12 protein-coding genes are annotated in these 16,171 nt (G+C 69.2%); 8 read left to right on the top strand and 4 right to left on the bottom strand.

The window, feature by feature from the left end; translation table 11 throughout:
• Positions 1–411 precede the first annotated feature (411 nt).
• Entirely contained in the window at positions 412–861 is a 450-nt protein-coding gene (locus tag ACFY5C_RS26290; RefSeq protein WP_389448051.1) for a PTS glucose transporter subunit IIA, read from the top strand.
• Between the two features lie 82 nt (positions 862–943).
• A complete protein-coding gene (gene ptsP / locus ACFY5C_RS26285; RefSeq protein WP_389448049.1) occupies positions 944–2,614 on the top strand; it encodes a phosphoenolpyruvate--protein phosphotransferase in 1,671 nt (556 codons plus the stop codon).
• An 81-nt stretch (positions 2,615–2,695) separates the two neighbouring features.
• On the opposite strand, the gene ACFY5C_RS26280 is transcribed toward ptsP, so the two are convergent.
• Complete coding sequence (locus ACFY5C_RS26280) at positions 2,696–3,589, bottom strand: hypothetical protein (RefSeq protein ID WP_389448047.1); 894 nt, start codon at positions 3,587–3,589, stop codon at positions 2,696–2,698.
• A 109-nt stretch (positions 3,590–3,698) separates the two neighbouring features.
• On the bottom strand, positions 3,699–5,666 hold the full coding sequence (locus tag ACFY5C_RS26275) for an acetoacetate--CoA ligase (protein ID WP_389448045.1): 1,968 nt from the start codon (positions 5,664–5,666) through the stop codon (positions 3,699–3,701).
• Between the two features lie 212 nt (positions 5,667–5,878).
• Here ACFY5C_RS26275 and ACFY5C_RS26270 point away from each other — a divergent pair, with 212 nt between their 5' ends.
• A complete protein-coding gene (locus tag ACFY5C_RS26270) occupies positions 5,879–8,257 on the top strand; it encodes a TIM-barrel domain-containing protein (protein ID WP_389448044.1) in 2,379 nt (792 codons plus the stop codon).
• Here ACFY5C_RS26270 and ACFY5C_RS26265 read toward each other — a convergent pair.
• Together ACFY5C_RS26265 and ACFY5C_RS26260 are read right to left on the bottom strand one after the other, a co-directional pair.
• Positions 8,248–8,784, bottom strand: a complete 537-nt coding sequence (locus ACFY5C_RS26265) for an NUDIX domain-containing protein (protein WP_389448042.1) — start codon at positions 8,782–8,784, stop codon at positions 8,248–8,250. The two genes, ACFY5C_RS26270 and ACFY5C_RS26265, sit on opposite strands and share 10 nt — an antisense overlap.
• Positions 8,785–8,833: 49 nt before the next feature.
• Positions 8,834–9,640: a M15 family metallopeptidase gene (locus tag ACFY5C_RS26260; protein WP_389448040.1), complete on the bottom strand. Its 807-nt coding sequence runs from the start codon at positions 9,638–9,640 to the stop codon at positions 8,834–8,836.
• Positions 9,641–9,846: 206 nt separating this feature from the next.
• Between ACFY5C_RS26260 and ACFY5C_RS26255 the strand changes: the two genes are divergently transcribed.
• The 5 genes from ACFY5C_RS26255 (at position 9,847) to glpK (ending at position 16,113) form a co-directional block, all read left to right on the top strand.
• The gene (locus tag ACFY5C_RS26255) at positions 9,847–10,272 is read left to right on the top strand and encodes a Zn-ribbon domain-containing OB-fold protein (protein ID WP_389448073.1); all 426 of its coding nucleotides are present in this window, start codon (positions 9,847–9,849) and stop codon (positions 10,270–10,272) included.
• Positions 10,269–11,459, top strand: coding sequence for a lipid-transfer protein (locus ACFY5C_RS26250; RefSeq protein ID WP_389448038.1), 1,191 nt, complete (start codon positions 10,269–10,271; stop codon positions 11,457–11,459). The genes ACFY5C_RS26255 and ACFY5C_RS26250 overlap by 4 nt, the downstream gene beginning before the upstream one ends.
• Before the next feature lie 179 nt (positions 11,460–11,638).
• Positions 11,639–13,291: an EAL domain-containing protein gene (locus tag ACFY5C_RS26245; RefSeq protein WP_389448036.1), complete on the top strand. Its 1,653-nt coding sequence runs from the start codon at positions 11,639–11,641 to the stop codon at positions 13,289–13,291.
• A 484-nt stretch (positions 13,292–13,775) separates the two neighbouring features.
• On the top strand, positions 13,776–14,573 hold the full coding sequence (locus ACFY5C_RS26240; protein WP_389448034.1) for an MIP/aquaporin family protein: 798 nt from the start codon (positions 13,776–13,778) through the stop codon (positions 14,571–14,573).
• A gap of 19 nt (positions 14,574–14,592) precedes the next feature.
• Complete coding sequence (gene glpK / locus ACFY5C_RS26235; RefSeq protein WP_389448032.1) at positions 14,593–16,113, top strand: glycerol kinase GlpK; 1,521 nt, start codon at positions 14,593–14,595, stop codon at positions 16,111–16,113.
• The last annotated feature ends 58 nt before the right edge of the window (positions 16,114–16,171 follow it).

Here is a 16,171-nt window from a genome sequence, read left to right as displayed (position 1 = left end):
GGCGTTGATTTTTGGCACGCTGTTGAGTTCTCAAGGAACGGACGCTTCCTTTGTACTCACCCTCTCGGGCTTTCCTCCGGGCGCTTCCCTTCGGTGTTTCCAAACTCTATCAGGGTTTTTCCGGCCCTCTGACCACCATCCTGCGAGCACGCAGAAGGCGACCCCGAGATAGGATCTGACAAGTTTGTTGCTGCCCGGCGAGGTTGCGTAGTCGCTTCGCTCAGCCCCAAGCAGGAGTACGACAGTACACGCGGTCACGGAGCGGGTGCAAATCGATTTGGGGTATGGTCTAGACCACTCCGGTCTGCCCACGCGGAACCGGCACTTCATGTGACATACGCTGCTGAAACAGTGCGCCGTCCCGCACAGGCGGCGACGGCCATATCGATCTCCACCCCTGGGAGGCTTCCCATGACCACCGTGACGTCCCCATTGGCAGGACGCGCCGTCGGACTGGCGTCCGTGCCGGATCCGGTCTTCTCCGGGGCCATGGTCGGCCCGGGCACCGCGATCGACCCGGTGCGTGAACCGTCCGAAGCTGTGTCCCCCGTGGACGGAGTCATCGTCTCCCTCCATCCGCACGCCTTTGTCGTCGTCGACGAGCAGGGCCACGGTGTCCTCACCCACCTCGGCATCGACACGGTGCAGCTCAACGGCGAGGGCTTCGAGTTGCTCGTGAACAAGGGCGACACCGTGACGCGCGGCCAGAGCATCGTCCGATGGAACCCCACGGCGGTCGAGGCAGCCGGCAAGTCTCCGGTCTGCCCGGTCGTGGCCCTTGAGGCGACGGCAGAGGCCCTCTCCGAACTGCGTGACAACGGCGATGTGAAGGCCGGCGACAGTCTCTTCGTCTGGAAGTGACGTCGGTGCCGTCGCCGGGCGGCACGTAGGGAAGACAACCAACGCGGCGGCCGGGCTCGCCGCACTATCGGAGACGGGTGAGATGGAGACAACGCTGCGAGGCGTCGGCGTGAGCCACGGTGTGGCGATCGGCGAGGTTCGGCACATGGGAACGGCGGTCCTAGAGCCGCCTGCCAAGCAGATTCCGGCCGAGGACGCGGAGCGCGAACAGGGGCGCGCCCGCCAGGCCGTTGAAGCTGTGGCAGCCGACTTGATGGCGCGCGGCAATCTGGCGGGCGGCGAGGCTCAAGCTGTGCTCGAGGCCCAGGCCATGATGGCGCAGGATCCTGAGCTGATGGCGGATGTGGACCGGCGTATCGCCGTGGGCAGCACGGCCGAGCGTGCCGTGTACGACGCCTTCGCTGCCTACCGCGAGCTGCTGGCCGGTGCCGGTGAGTACCTTGCCGGCCGGGTGGCCGACCTCGATGACGTGCGGAATCGTATCGTCGCTCGTTTGCTCGGAGTCCCGATGCCGGGTGTCCCGGACAGCGACGAGCCTTATGTCCTTGTCGCCCGCGACCTCGCGCCGGCCGACACGGCGCTGCTGGACCCGGCCCTGGTCCTCGGCTTTGTCACCGAGGAGGGCGGGCCTACCAGCCACAGCGCGATTCTGGCGAGGGCGCTCGGTGTGCCGGCCGTGGTCGCGCTGCCGGGTGCCGGTGAGCTCGCCGAGGGTACGGTCGTAGCTGTGGACGGCAGCACGGGCGACGTCTTCGTGGACCCGAGCGACGAGAAGAAGGCGGAGCTGGAGAGCGCTGCCGCCGCACGCAAGGCCGCCCTCGCCGCGTCGACCGGGCCGGGTGCCACGGCCGATGGCCACAAGGTGCCGCTGCTGGCCAACGTGGGCGGACCGTCCGATGTTCCGGCCGCTGTCGAAGCGGGTGCCGAGGGTGTCGGTCTGTTCCGGACCGAGTTCCTCTTCCTCGACGACAGCAAGAAGGCCCCGTCGCAGGAGAAGCAGGTTGAGGCCTACCGGCAGGTACTCGAGGCCTTCCCCGAGGGTCGCGTCGTCGTGCGTGTTCTGGACGCCGGTGCGGACAAGCCGCTCGACTTCCTGACGCCGTCCGATGAGCCGAACCCGGCGCTGGGTGTGCGAGGTCTGCGGACATTGCTGGACCACCCCGAGGTGCTGCGCACCCAGCTGACGGCCCTTGCGAAGGCGTCGGAGGGACTGCCGGTGTACCTCGAGGTCATGGCCCCGATGGTGGCGGACCGTACTGACGCGAAGGCCTTCGCGGACGCTTGCCGTGCGGCTGGGCTGCAGGCGAAGTTCGGCGCGATGGTGGAGATTCCGTCGGCCGCGCTGCGGGCGCGCTCGATTCTGCAGGAGGTCGAGTTCCTGTCGCTGGGGACGAACGACCTCGCTCAGTACACCTTCGCCGCGGACCGTCAGGTGGGTGCGGTGTCCCGTCTGCAGGATCCGTGGCAGCCCGCGCTGCTCGACCTGGTCGCGCTGTCCGCGGAGGCGGCGAAGGCCGAGGGCAAGAGCTGTGGCGTCTGTGGTGAGGCCGCTTCCGACCCGCTGCTGGCGTGTGTGCTGACCGGTCTGGGTGTGACCTCCCTGTCCATGGGCTCGGCGTCGATTCCTTATGTCCGGGCGACGCTTGCCAAGTACACACTGGCGCAGTGTGAGCGTGCCGCTGCGGCCGCGCGGGCCGCGGACAGCGCCGAGGAGGCACGCAACGCCGCTCAGGCGGTGCTGTCCGGCGAGTAGTCGGAGCAGGACGTCTGCGCGATGGCTGCAGGCCCGCTGTGATGGGGCGCTCCACCTGTTGGTGGGGCGCCCCATCCGCCTTCAGTGGTGGTGTGCCGGTGGCGCTTCCTCATTGCCGAGGTCCGGTGGCACGCAGTAGTCGACGCCGGATTCCGGGGAGATGAGGTCTCCGGATTCGATGTCGGTGCAGTAGGCGTCGAAGACCTCGCCGGCCGTCAGGGGTTCCAGGCCCTCTGCGCGCAGGCGCCATCCGTAGATGCGGTCGGACGTGCCGGGGGCGCTGGTCCGCATGACGAGTCCGCCGGGGCTCCGGGTGGCGAGACCGACGGCGAGGACCGTGGTGAACTCCAGGGCTTCGGCCTCGTCGAGGTGTGTGGCGCCCTCGGTGTCTTCGTCGGCGTGCAGGACGGAGACGAGTGCTTCCGGGGTCCCGGTGACACTGCAGACGAGGTGCCGGCTGCCCGGCTGGGCCGTGTCGAGGATGCGGACGAGGAGGCTCGACGCGCGCACGAAGGCCGCACGGCCGATGTCCTCGCCGCAGGTGGCACAGGCGCCGAGGCGTGCCAGGAGTGTGGACGCGTACTCCCACGTGGCTTGTCGGACGGCCTCGTCGACGAGGGCCGGGACGAGGTCTGCCAGGGGCTGGCCCTGGTAGGGGACTGTGGGTCCCGTGGTCGCGAGTTCGGCTGTGAAGTGTGTGCGGCTCGCCGCGGTGTCGGGGTCGAGGCCCGTCTCCGCACAGAACTCGGCGTATTCCTGCGGATCGAAGAGGGCGATCGTCGTATGACTGCCCTGGGCGGCCCGAGCCCTGAGGAGCGCCTCCATCTGTTGGAGATAGATCTTGTGGTCGTCGAAGGTGAAGCTGCGGTAATGCCGCATGGCACGGAAGTCGTGCTCGTCGGTGAGCAGGCCGATCGTGCCGGCGATTTCACGGCGCAGGACGCGTCGCATCGTCTGGTGGTCGGTGTGTGCCATGTTTCCCCCTGTGTGTGCACAGTCGATCAATGCTCACTCACAGTAACCGGCAGCACTGACAACGGCCTCGGCTCGCCGTGGCTTCGACAAGTCCGAGGCCGGGCGTCGGTCAGGCGCGCTTGCGGGCCAGTTCCTCGTAGAAGTGCAGGAGGTCGAGGTTGTCGATGGAGCCGGGATTGACGGCGCGCTCCAGGGGTGTGCCCTGGAGAAGGCGCTTGACCGGGACCTCGATGCGCTTGCCGGTGAGGGTGTGGGGCACGCCGGGGACTTCGATGACCTCGTCGGGGACGTGCCGTGGTGAGAGCTGTTCGCGGATCGTCTGCTTGATGCGGCTCAGGAGGGCTTCGTCGAGCACGGCTCCGGGGGCCAGGTGCACGAACAAGGGCATCCAGTAGCCACCGTCGGGCTGTTCGATGCCGATGACGAGGGATTCCTTGATCTCGGGGAGCCGCTCGACCGCTTCGTAGATGTCGGCCGATCCCATGCGGACGCCCTGGCGGTTGAGTGTGGAGTCGGAGCGGCCGTGGATGACGACGGAGCCTCGTGAGGTGAGAGTGATCCAGTCGCCGTGGCGCCATGCACCGGGATAGGTGTCGAAGTAACTGTCGTGGTAGCGCCTGCCGTCGGGGTCGTTCCAGAAGTAGATCGGCATGGACGGCATGGGGTTGGTGACCACGAGCTCGCCCACCTCGTCGATGAGGGGTTCGCCGCTCGGGTCCCAGGACTGGAGGTCGGTGCCGAGGCCCGGGGCCTGCAGTTCGCCGACGTACACAGGCAGGGTGGGGACGGCTCCCGCGAAGCAGGAGCACACGTCCGTACCGCCGCTGACGGAGGCGATCCAGAGGTCGTCGCGGACCTCGTCGTGCAGCCAGCGGAACCCGTCGGGAGGCAGTGGCGATCCCGTGGTGGCGACGCACTGGACCTTGCTCAGGTCGAAGTCGCGCGCGGGGTGCACGCCGGCCTTGCGGCATGCCATGACGTACGCGGCGGAGGTGCCGTAAAGGGTCGCTCCCGTGCGTTCGGCGACCCTCCATTGAGCGCCCGTGTCGGGGTAGCCCGGACTGCCGTCGTACAGGACGATCGTGGTGCCGGTGAGGAGGCCGGAGACGAGGAAGTTCCACATCATCCAGCCTGTCGACGTGTACCAGAAGAAACGGTCCTCTGGGCCCAGGTCGCAGTGCAGCCCGAGTTGCTTGAGGTGTTCGACGAGGATGCCGCCCTGGGACTGGACGATGGCCTTGGGGAGGCCGGTCGTGCCGGAGGAGTAGAGCACCCAGAGAGGGTGGTCGAAGGGCACCTGCTCGAAGATAGGTTCCTCGTCGGCGGCCGTGAGGGCCGACCATTCGAGCGCACCTTCGGGAGCCGGTGTGCCGAGAAGTGGAATGTGCACCACGGCGTGCAGCGTGGGCAGTTCACGGCGGAGCTCGGAGACGATGTCGCGGCGATCGTGCTCCTTACCGCCGTAGCGGTAGCCGTCGACGGTGAACAGGACGACCGGTTCGATCTGCTGGAAGCGGTCGAGGACGCTGCGGGCGCCGAAGTCGGGGGCGCAGGACGTCCAGACTCCGCCTACGGCGGCGGTGGCGAGGAGGGCGACGACGGCCTGCGGGATGTTCGGGAGGTAGCCGCTGACGCGGTCGCCGGGGCGCACGCCGAGGGCGCGCAGCTCGGTGGCGAGCGACCCGACCTGGCGGCGCAGCTCGGACCAGGTCACGGGGAGGGGCTCGTGGGATTCGTCGACGTACAGGAGTGCGGGTTCGTCGGCGCGGGTCTCAGCGGCGCGCAGGGCGTGCTCGGCGTAGTTCAAGGTGGCGCCGGGGAACCATTGGGCGCCGGGCATCGAGCGGTCGCCCAGCACGCGCTCGTACGGGGTGGAGAAGCGTACGTCAAACCACTCCGTGACGGCCTTCCAGAAGGTGTCCAGTTCGTCGACCGACCAGCGGTGCAGTGCCGCGTAGCCGCCCTCGGAGGGGGCGCCGTGGTGCTCGGCGGCCCAGGCCTGGAACTTGGTGACCTGAGCCCGGGCGATGCGCTGGGGATCTGGCTGCCAGAGCGGCTGAGGGTTCACGATCGACATGGAGCGACTCCCGGACTGTGCGCGTCGTGTGCGTCTTCCGCGCCCGGCTGGGTTGTGCGCGTGACGCGGCTGACAGGGACGATGCCATGTGATCGACTTCTACACCAGGGTGCGCCCCACACAGTCCGTGTCGTGAAGATGTGGTCCCGGCACGGGTGAACGGAAGTTGAACGGCACACGCGTGTGGGGCGGTCAGTGGCAGGCTGAGCAGCATGAACGGTCGTGACCTGGTGCGTTCGATGAAGGTGGTCGGTTCTGTGGGGGCGGCCCAGGGGTTGCGTACCGTGCGAGCGGCGTGGCGCAGGAGACGTACCGACGCCGCGGGGCTGCCGCCGCGGGGTGCGGAGCGTGCCCGGGTGCCTGGGCCCGTGCAGGAGGTGCGGCCCGGTCCAGGCGGTGGGGTCATCCGGTTCAGCCGGTCCGAGCTCCGCGTCACCGTCGCCGTGAACGGCGCCGTCTTCTGGGGCTGGGACGGGGCCTCTCCCGAGCCTTCGTACGCGCTCGCGGGTCGCTGTCCGGAACCGGATCCCCGGGCGGTGCTGGAGCCCGACAAGGAAGGTGGCTGGCGGGTCGTGGCCGAGCGGGTCACGGTGGTCATCTCGCGGCACGGCGCCGTGGAGGTGAAGACGCCCGGTGGCGTGAGACTGCGCCGTGATCTGCCGCCGCGCTGGTGGGAACCCGTCGACGGTGGGGCGGCACGGTGGATGCAAAGGTCGGAGGTGGCCGCGGACGCGCGGTTCTTCGGGCTCGGGGGGAGGGCGTCCGGGCCCCGGCTGAAGGACGGAACGTACCGGCTGTGGAACACCGACCCTGGCCATGCGTTCGGTCCTGGTGACGACCCGCTCTACATCACCATGCCCGTCCAGGTGGTCGTGGCCGACGCGGCCACGCACCTCGTGTTCCACGACACCTCGTGGGACGGCACGGTGACGTTGCGGGAGGGCGAGGAGGGCGCGGGATCCGGGCACGACCGGGCGGGGACGTGCGAAGTGCGGATGGATGGCGGTCCGCTGCGCTGCTGGGTCATGGTGGGCACCCCCGCGCGCGTGCTGCGCGCCTGGGCCGCGCTCACCGGAGCACCCGCCCTGCCGCCCGCGTGGGCACTGGGTCACCATCACGCACGATGGGGTTTCGGCAGCGAGCAGGAGGTCAGGCGGATCGTTACGGGCTACCAGGAGCATGGTCTGCCTCTGGACGCGGTTCATCTGGACATCGACCATTACGACGAGCACCAGGTGTTCACGGTCGATCAGGATGCCTTCCCCAAACTGCCGCAGCTCGCCGAGGACCTGCGCCGGGACGGTGTGCGCCTGGTTTCCATCGTCGACCCGGCGGTCAAGGCCGCGCCCGGCAATGCCGTCTACGACAGCGGGACGGCCGAGGACGCGTTCGTACGGGACGCCTCGGGTCATCTCGTGCGGGGAGTCGTCTGGCCCGGGGAAGCGGTCTTCCCGGACTTCACGCACGCGCGCGTGCGCAAGTGGTGGGGCGGGCTCTACGAGGAGCGCTTGGGACAGGGTTTCTCGGGCTTCTGGCATGACATGAACGAGCCGACCTCGTTCGCGGCCTTCGGGGAGTCGACCCTGCCGCGTTCGGCCCGGCACTCCCTGGAAGGGCGTGGCGGGGACCACAGGGAGGCCCACAACGTCTACGGCCTGTGCATGGCCAGGGCCGGCTACGAGGGCTTGCTCGAACTGGCGCCCCGGGAGCGGCCTTTCGTCTTCTCCCGTTCGGGGTGGGCCGGCATGCAGCGCTACGGCGGGACCTGGTCCGGGGACGTGGCCACAGGCTGGCCCGGGCTGCGGGCATCGCTGTCGCTGGTCATGGGTCTCGGGCTGTGCGGGGTGCCCTACTCGGGGCCGGACGTTGGCGGATTCGACGGGAGTCCGTCGCCGGAGCTGTATCTGCGGTGGTTCCAGTTGGCCGCGTATCTGCCGCTGTTCCGTACGCACGCGAGTCTGCGGGCGGGGCGCAGAGAGCCGTGGGAGTTCGGTCCCGAGGTACTGGCGCACGCGCGCGTGGCGCTCGTCGAGCGTCGCAGGCTGCTGCCGTACTTCTTGACGCTGGCGCATCTCGCCCGGCGTACGGGGGCTCCATACGTACGTCCGCTGTGGTGGTCGGCGCCCGAGGACCGCTCGCTGCGTGACTGCGAGGATGCGTTTCTGCTGGGCGACTGTCTGCTGGTGGCGCCGGTGCTGGGCCCGGGAGCGGACCGGCGTGCGGTGCAGCTGCCGCGAGGGCGCTGGTACGACACGGCAACGGAGCGGGCGTACGAGGGGCCGGGGCAGGTTCTCCTCGACGCGCCCATGTCCCGTCTCCCGGTGCTGGCGCGCTCGGGTGCCGTCGTCCCCGTGCGCGGGGACGACGGCGGGCTGGAACTGGAGGTGTGGGCGCCCGCCCCGGGGCGCACCGGGGGCGGGCTGGTCGTGCCGGACACGGGTGACGGCAGGGACGAACCGGAGATCGAGCGGTATGTCACGCGTTGGGAAGGCCGGAAACTGGTCGTCGAGCTGGAGCGCGAGGACGGCATGATCGCCTCGCCCCGTCCGGTGCGCATACGAGGGCTCGATGAGGGTTCGTCTCAGATGTAGCGGCCCTCGAAGAATGCCCTGACGGCCAGCGTGTGCAAGGGAAAGGCGAGCTCGTCCGGCCTGTGCAGGAGGTGCCATCCCTCGGTCTCGTTCGTGGCGGCCGAGGTCGGCAGGCGGTCGGCCGGCCGCTCCGGGAGGAGGCCGAACAGCAGCAGGTGGCCGTCGGGAGAGCTCATCGCGTCGACGAGACGTACCTCGCGGCCGACCGCATCGATGCCGGTCTCTTCCTTGAGCTCGCGGACGACGGCCTGCCGCCAGTCCTCGCGGTCGTCGATGTAACCGCCGGGCAGGGCGATGCCTCCGCGCGCGGGGGCGACGGTTCGGGTGATGACGACCAGGGCAGTGCCCTGCTTGTCGTACACGGGCTGGAGCGCGATCGCTACCGGCAGCGGATTGCGGTAGGCCACGGCACCGCACGCGGGGCAGGTGCGGGGCCAGCCGGAGACGCCCTCTCCGTAGGGCGCGCCGCAGCTTGAACAGTGGGAGTCCGCTGCGGAGTTGGGGGCGGAGTGCTGAGTTTCGGACACGCGGCGGACTGTATCCGATCAGCGGAGGGGCGTCCTCCGGGGGTCGCCTCTAGTGCCTGCTCAGGGATTTCCAGGACACGGGGAAGTCGAAATAGGTGTCCGGGTAGGCCTCGGGCTTGAACGTGAAGTGCCACCACTCCTCGGTAAGGTTCGCGAATCCCAGCGCTTCGAGGGTGCTCTTGAGGAGCAGCCGGTTGGTCCGCTGTTCGCCCTGGATGCGCGGGTCGAGGGTGTGGGACAGAGTGTCGAAACAGTCGAAGCCGGTGCCCATGTCGACGGAGTTGTCGGGGAAGCGCTCAGCCTTGGGTGCGTAGCAGGGTACGAGCGGCTCTCCTGGTACGTACGGCCTGGTGGGCCTCGCCGGCAGCCTGACGATCGTGAGGTCCATGGTCGAGCCGCGGCTGTGCCCGGACTTCTCGGCGATGTAGCCGTCCGCGAACAGACGGGTCTTGTCGACGTTCGGGTAGAACTCGTCCTTCATGGCCTCGTCGTCGAGGTCCTCGGCCCAGCGCACGAAGTAATCGACGGCGCGTTGCGGGCGGTAGCAGTCGTACACCTTGAGCGTGTAGCCCTGGCGCAACAGCCGCTTCTGGGCCTTGTGGAGGGCCTCGGCCGCGGGTCGGGTGAGGATGCACACGGGCTGTCGGTAGCCGTCGATACGCTCACCCACGAAGTTGTGCGGGGTGAAGTACCGCATCTCCTGAACGATGGTGGGGTCCACGGTTCTCAGCGCAACGAAGTCCCTCGGCGCTTTGGGGTCTGGCTTCGCCTGGGCAACTGTTGGGGCGGCGGTCACGGCGATGAGGGTGGCGAGCGTGGTGACCAGTCCGCGTACCGCGGTCGAGAGTCGCGTCATGTCTCCTGCATCTATCAAAGTGTGTTCCGCCTCGGAAGCGATCGCATGCATTCCACCCGGAAAGCCGGACACGAAAGCCGGACGGGAAGGCCAGCGTCGCCGGTGAGGCCGGTCTGCCCTGCCGCTTTTCCCCTGCCCGTGGCACACTTCTGACGTTCCGTCAGATCAGATGATCGGGAGGGGCTATGCCACGCACGCGCACACCGGTGGTCGCCGGGTGGTTCGCCGGTGACGAGACCGACTTCCGTCTCCTCGGCACCCGCTGCTCGGCCTGCACCTCGGTCTTCTTTCCGCGCGAGGACGCTCACTGCCGCAACCCCGACTGCCCGGGCGGGGACCTGGAGGAGATCCCGCTCTCACGGCGGGGACGTGTGTGGTCGTACACGGACAGCCGGTACCGGCCTCCGTCACCCTATGTGACCAACCCGGAACTTCCCTGGGCTCCCTACGCGTTGATCGCTGTGGAGCTCGAGCCCGAGCGCCTCGTGGTGCTGGGACAGGCGGTTCCCGGGGTCACCGTCGCCGATCTGACGGTGGGCATGGAGGTGGAGGTCGTCCCCGGCGTGCTGCATGAGGACGCAGAGACGACCTGGACGACGTGGCAGTGGCGGCCGACGGGGGTGACGGCATGACGGACGAGGTGGCGGTGCTGGGCGCGGGCATGCACCCGTGGGGCAAGTGGGGGCGCAGCTTCGTCGAGTACGGCGCGGTGGCGGCTCGCGCGGCGCTCGCCGATGCGGGTCTTGAGTGGCGGGACATCGGGTCGATCGTCGGCGCGGACACCGTGCGGGGCGGCTATCCGGGATATGTGGCGGGGGCGACGTTCGCGAAGGCGCTCGGCTGGCAGGGGGCCCGGGTCACGAGCGTGTACGCGGCGTGCGCGTCCGGGGCGCAGGCCATCAACACCGCGCGGGCGCAGATCCTTTCGGGGCTCGCAGACGTGGTGTTGGTGGTGGGCGCCGACGCGGCACCCAAGGGCTTCTTCCGGCCTGCGGGCGGCGATCGGCCCGACGATCCGGACTGGCTTCGCTTCCGCGTCCTCGGTGCGACCAATCCGACGTACTTCGGGCTGTACGCACGCCGGCGGATGGCCATGCACGGGGACACGCCGGAGGACTTCGCGCAGGTCAAGGTGAAGAACGCCGCAGTGGGTGCGCTCAATCCCTACGCCCGCTACCGCAAGCCGGTCACCGCCGAGGAGGTCGCCGCCTCCGCCGTGGTCGCCGATCCCCTGCGGCTGCTCGACATCTGCGCGACCTCGGACGGGGGGGCTTCACTCGTCCTGGCCGGCATGGAGTTCGCGCGTCGGCACGGGGCCGGGGATCCTGTGCGGATCCGGGCGGTGTCCACGGTGACACCGCGTTTCCCCAACACCGTCCTGGATCTGCCCGACATCGCGACCGACTCGGCGGTGGCAGCACGACCGGCGGCCGAGACGTTCCGGGAGTCGATCGCGCGCGCGGCCTATCAGGAAGCCGGCATCGGCCCCGAGGATCTCTCTTTCGCGGAGGTCTACGACCTGTCCACCGCGCTGGAGTTGCAGTGGTACGAGGATCTGGGACTGTGCGGAGAGGGAGATGCCGCGAAGCTGCTGCTGGAGGGCTCTACGGCACTGGGTGGACGCATACCGGTGAACGCGAGCGGCGGTCTGGCCTCCTTCGGAGAGGCGGTTCCGGCTCAGGCGATCGCCCAAGTATGCGAGCTCACCTGGCAGTTGAGAGGTGTCGCAGGCGACCGGCAGGTCAGCGGTGCACGTGTGGGCATCGCCGCCAACCAGGGACTGTTCGGGCACGGGTCGGCCGTGATCGCGGTGCGGTGAGTCTTGCGGGCTGTTCGTGAGGGTTCGACGGCCCTCACACACGCGATCGTGAGCGTGGCGTCACCGCCGTATCACCGTGGACGACGTGGCGTTTCTACACTGCGTGAGCAAGCCGGAATCCTGCGTGAACGTCTCATGAACTGGGCTCGGGCGTGCTTCGACGACGCCATCATGCTGCCGTGGACTCCTGGACGGATACTCTCCGCTTCGCCTTCCAACCGGTGGTCAATCTGACGACCGGCGGAGTCGCGGGGCTGGAGATTCTCGCCCGCCCGGAGACCGGCGACGTCCTGGCCGAGGCGCGCCGCGATCCCGAACTCGACGGTCGGCTGGCCGTGTTGGCGTTCCGTGCGGCAGCCCGCAAGGAGACGTTGCTGCCCCTGTACGTCAACGTGTTCGCCGGCACCCTCGCCGATCTCGGTGGACTCACCCCACTGCACGACGCCGTGCGGGCGGCGGGGCGGCTGCCGTGGGAGGTGACGATCGACATCGGTCCGCCGTACACGCACGTGCCGCAGCACGCGCTGCTGGAGGCGATCGGCGCGCTGCGGAACCAGGGTTTCCGGATCAGTGCGGACGGCGTCGGAGACGGAGACCTCCCGCTGCGCCTGCTCACGGACATGGCGCCGGATCTCATCAAGCTCGACGCGTCGCTTCTGGCGCGGCCCGCCGCGGTACGGGCAATGCGGACGCTGTGCGAGCAGCAGGGCGCACTCCTGTGCGCCGAGGGTGTGGAGACGGAGCTCCAGTGCGCGTCCGCGCGGTCGGCCGGTGCGCAACTGGCTCAGGGGGAGCTGTTCGCCCCGCCGGCTCGGCTGCCCGCGGCAGAGGTATACGTTCCGCCACGCTCCCCCGGACTGACGGTGACGCCACGGTCGGGACCGTCAGTAAGGGAGTTCGTACGGCCGGCCGCATTGCTACCCGCCACCGCTTCGGCGGGGCAGGTGCGGGCGCTGCTGACCGGGTCGCCGGACGTGTCCGGGGTGCTGCTGGTGGACCGCAGCGGTGTCCCGGTGCGATCGGTGCACCGTTCCCGCTTCCTGCTGTCGATGTCGGGCCGCTACGGCCATGCCTTGTACGCGGACCGGCCCGCGGCCAAGCTCGGTGATCCTCCACGCACGGTGGGTGTCGACGCCACCGCGTGGGAGGTGCTGGACGTGGTGGCGGACGGCGGCCGCAACCGTACGTCGGACGATGTGGCGGTGGTCGACCGGTACGGCCGCTGCGTGGGGGTTGTACGGCTCGCGGACCTAGTGCGCGCTCTCGCCGAGAACCGCGTCGAGGAGGCTGCCGGGCTCAATCCGCTGACCCGGCTGCCTGGTTCGGACTCGATCACCGGTGAGGTGGACCGGCGAATCGCGGACGGCCGGACGTTCGCGCTGAGCTGGCTGGATGTGGACCACTTCAAGCAGGTCAATGACGGCGCCGGGTTCGCGGCGGGCGACGAGCTGATCCGGTCCGTCGGACGGGTACTGCAGCACGCGGCCACGGACAGTACCCGGGTGGGCCACATCGGTGGGGACGACTTCCTGGTGCTGGCGGATCCGGAGGGGCTGGATCCGCTGGCCACGTCGGTGCTGGACGCGCCCTGGTCCGCGGGTGGACTTGCCATCACGCTGTCCCTGGCCACGGTCCTGTGCGAGCCCGGAAGTGTGACCGACCACCGGCAGGCGGCCGCCTGTCTGGCGCCGCTGAAGAAGGCCGCGAAGTCGCTGAGCGGGGCGAGCTGGGTGCTGGGCCGGGCAGGGCTCCCCGGGCACGAGATCCTGCGCGGGGTGGACGAGACGACGGCCCGGGCCGAGTGGGCGGTGGCGGAGCCGGGCAGAGGGTGAGACGCTTCTCCTACCAGGTCGGCGGAGGCCGAGGCGGCGTCCGTACGGCCTCAGCGCAAACATCATCATCGGCCCCCGTCGGGTCCGGCAGGAACTGGCCTCCCTGCCGACCTCTGCGGGGCCCCGGTGCCCGTCCCGCCCACGCGTGGCGTGCCGCGAGCCCGGTCGACGACGGTCCGTGACCGTGGGCACGCCCTGAACCGTTGACGTCCGCGACCTTGACGCCCCCTGGACGCCGGTGAACACTTCCCGGTGTCAGTCGACATCGCCGTACATTCTCGGCGTATCCACGCACTGCGCCGCGCGGTTGCGCCTGGACCAGAGCCCTTTCCCCCACGGGCGGGTCGGCTGCGACGGCACGCTCGTCACGGACGCCGGGCGGGGCGCGGGACCCTTCCCTGCCTTCGGCTGAAGTAGCCAAGGGAAACGCACCCTGCACGGAGGTTCGGGGTCGATCACCCCGGGCCACGGCCAAGGAGCCGCCATGACCAACGGAGACATATTCGTCGGCGAGATGATCGGTACGGCGATCCTGATCCTGTTCGGCGCCGGCGTCTGCGCCGCCGTCACCCTGAGATTCTCCAAGGCACGCGCCGCAGGCTGGGTGGTGATCGCGTTCGGCTGGGGCTTCGGTGTGCTGGCGGGCGCCTACACCGCCGCTCCGCTCTCCGGCGGCGTACTCAACCCGGCCGTCACCTTCGGTCTCGCCGTCGACACCGGCGTGTGGGACAAGGTGTGGGTCTATCTGCTCGGCCAGATCACCGGCGCCATGATCGGCGCAGTGCTGTGCTACCTCACGTACTTCGCCCAGTTCCAAGCCAACGTGCGGAAGACGGGCACCACGGAGGGCACGGCGGACGAACCGGTTCCGACCCTCGGCATCTTCTCCACGATCCCGGAGATCCGGAACCCGATCGCCAACCTGATCACCGAGATCCTCGCCACCATCGCCCTGGTGCTGCCCCTCCTGGCGCTGGTCGGCAACAACAGGCACGTCGAGGGCATCGGCATCGGACAGATCGCGGGCCAGGCCGACGGCATCTACGGCTCCGGCATCGCGATCCTGCTCGTCTCACTGCTGGTCGTCGGCATCGGCCTCTCGCTGGGTGGCCCGACCGGGTACGCCATCAACCCGGCACGTGACCTCGGACCGCGCATCATCCACACCTTCCTGCCGATCCCGAACAAGGGCACGTCCGACTGGGGCTACTCGTGGATCCCGGTGGTCGGTCCACTGGTCGGCGGCCTGCTCGGTGGCCTCATCTACAACGCAGCCTTCTGAATCAGCCCAAGGGGTAGCCATGACGGACAACGCCGAAAAGTACGTCGCCGCAATCGACCAGGGCACCACCTCAAGCCGCTGCATCGTCTTCAACCAGAACGGCGCCATCGTCGCCGTCGACCAGCGCGAGCACCGCCAGATCTTCCCCAAGCCCGGCTGGGTGGAGCACGACGCCACCGAGATCTGGTCCAAGGTGCAGGCGGTGGTCGCCGGCGCGATAGCCAAGGCCGGACTGCGTGCCGACCAGGTCAGCGCGCTCGGGATCACCAACCAGCGCGAGACGACGGTTCTGTGGGACCGCGCGACGGGCAAGCCGGTGCACAACGCGATCGTGTGGCAGGACACCCGTACGGCGGCGCTGTGCAACCAGCTCGGGGGCTCCGACGGCCAGGATCGATTCCGTGAGCAGACCGGACTGCCGCTGGCCAGCTACTTCTCGGGCCCCAAGGCGGCCTGGCTGCTGGACAACGTGCCCGGCCTCAGGGACCGCGCCGAGCGCGGCGAGATCGCCTTCGGCACGATCGACTCCTGGCTGATCTGGAACCTCACCGGCGGCACGGACGGCGGGCAGCACGTCACCGACGTGACGAACGCCGGACGCACCATGCTGATGAACCTGGAGACCCTCCAGTGGGACTCCTCCATCCTGTCCGCCATGAACGTCCCCGAGGCGGTCCTCCCGGAGATCAAGTCCTCCTCGGAGGTGTACGGAACCGCCGTCGGACAGCTGGCCGGGGTGCCGGTCGCCTCTGCCCTGGGCGACCAGCAGGCAGCCGTGTTCGGGCAGGCCTGCTACGACGTCGGCACTGCGAAGAACACCTACGGCACGGGCAGCTTCCTGCTGCTCAACACCGGCAACCGGCCGGTGCCGTCGAAGAGCGGGCTCCTGACGACGATGGGCTACAAGATCGGCAGCGAGGCTCCCGTGTACTGCCTGGAGGGGGCAATAGCCATAACGGGTGCGCTGGTCCAGTGGTTCCGCGACCAGCTCGGCATCATCAGCACCGCCGACGAGATCGAGCCACTCGCGGCAAGCGTCGAGGACAACGGCGGCGCGTACATCGTGCCCGCCTTCTCCGGCCTGTTCGCGCCGTACTGGCGTTCCGACGCGCGCGGGGTGGTCACCGGACTGACGCGGTACGTCACCAAGGCGCACCTCGCCCGCGCGGTGCTGGAGGCGACGAGCTGGCAGACGCGCGAGGTCGTGGACGCCATGTACCAGGACTCCGGCGTGCACATCACGACCCTGAAGGTCGACGGCGGCATGACGAAGAACAACCTGCTCATGCAGCACCAGGCGGACGTGCTCGACGTGCCGGTGATCCGGCCCAAGATCTCCGAGACGACCTGCCTGGGCGCCGCGTACGCGGCGGGCCTGGCCACCGGCGTGTGGAACGACCTGGACGAGCTCAAGGCGCACTGGGCGAAGGACGTCGAGTGGACGCCGTCCATGACCGCCCAGGAGCGGGACCGCGAGTACCACAGCTGGCGCAAGGCGGTGGAGAAGAGCTTCGGCTGGCTGGAGGACGGCGAGAGCTGACCGCGCTCCGAGGCGGTCCACACGTGCGTGCGCTCTGCGTGAGCCACGCACGCGTGCC

This window comes from Streptomyces sp. NPDC012935, assembly GCF_042900345.1.
Classification (GTDB): Bacteria; Actinomycetota; Actinomycetes; order Streptomycetales; family Streptomycetaceae; genus Streptomyces.
This window is presented reverse-complemented; position numbering and strand designations above follow the sequence as displayed.